A 1,113-nucleotide genomic window follows, 5' to 3' on the forward strand; every position below is an offset into this window, starting at 1 on the left:
ATTAGGTAATTGACCCCCTCAAAATCGGTAAAACCCCACACCCCACACCCCACACCCTACACCCTGCCCCTAGGAAAAACTTTTTCAGCAAACCCTAAGTAGTCGGACTTAGCGGAGGCAGGGGGCAGGAGGCCGTTTTTGTAACGGGGATTTATGCCCCGCTCCAAAAACTTTTCGCCTTAAGGCGAGGTTTTAGACCCGATTTTTTCGATAAATTAATTGCTACCACTAAACACAACTTCGGGGAATTTTAACTGTGCATCGGCCATGGGGATTTGTCGGCCTTGATTGCGTAACTCTTGCCAAAAATTAATTACTTCTGTGGCTTTGTTGAGAACATCAACGCGATCGGACTCATCAATCCAGTGTTTTGCTTCTAACTCCTCTTGCAGTTGTTGCCAAGCATCATTGCGCGGCCAGAAAAAATAAGCGGTGAGGGGGCTAGTTCCTTTGCCGACCACCTGATCCACAGCGATCGCTACGTTCTGATCTAACCACAATACTTTTAAAATAAACTTTGATTCGGAACTGACTGTCATTGTTAATCGTTAATCGTACAATTCTCGATTATATCATCTTTTGACTCAATTTTCCGCAGTCAGTTTTTAACTATTTTTTGCTGTTTTTTCGCTAATAACCGCTATGATTCCAGAAACAGACTCTTTACCCTGTAAACAAATCGGTGTGGCCGTAATTAGAGATGATCGAGATTTAATTTTAATTGATCGCCGTCTAGCCAAGGGACTCTTGGGCGGTTTTTGGGAATTCCCCGGTGGCAAAATCGAAGGCAATGAAACGGTACAAGAATGTATTAAACGGGAGGTATTAGAAGAAATTGGCATTGAAATCGCAGTGGATAGTCATTTAATCACCATCGATCACACCTATAGTCATTTTCGGGTTAATCTACAAGTATATAACTGTCGTTATCTCAGCGGCCAAGCAAGAGCGATCGAATGTGAAGAAATCCGCTGGGTAACTATCGAGGAACTAGATCATTACACTTTCCCCGCGGCCAATCAAGAGATTATCAGAGCCTTAAAAGACATGGTAAACTCGAAATGATTGCTGTTAATCGTCGAGTGATTATGCTTAATCCTTCTATTCGTCAAG

The 1,113-nt window shown here is 42.9% G+C and carries 2 protein-coding genes; one reads left to right on the forward strand and one right to left on the reverse strand.

Annotated elements, in window-relative coordinates; all coding sequences use genetic code 11:
- Positions 1–215: 215 nt before the first annotated feature.
- Positions 216–539: a 30S ribosomal protein PSRP-3 gene (locus PX481_RS05845; RefSeq protein WP_002760450.1), complete on the reverse strand. Its 324-nt coding sequence runs from the start codon at positions 537–539 to the stop codon at positions 216–218.
- A gap of 103 nt (positions 540–642) precedes the next feature.
- Between PX481_RS05845 and mutT the strand changes: the two genes are divergently transcribed.
- Entirely contained in the window at positions 643–1,065 is a 423-nt protein-coding gene (gene mutT, locus PX481_RS05850; RefSeq protein ID WP_052278199.1) for an 8-oxo-dGTP diphosphatase MutT, read from the forward strand.
- The last annotated feature ends 48 nt before the right edge of the window (positions 1,066–1,113 follow it).

This window comes from Microcystis sp. M53603_WE2, assembly GCF_030065435.1.

Excerpts from the sequence above, each read along its gene's own strand:
- mutT (WP_052278199.1), top strand. The coding sequence starts at position 643 with ATGATTCCAGAAACAGACTCTTTACCCTGTAAACAAATCGGTGTGGCC.
- PX481_RS05845 (WP_002760450.1), bottom strand. The coding sequence starts at position 539 with ATGACAGTCAGTTCCGAATCAAAGTTTATTTTAAAAGTATTGTGGTTA.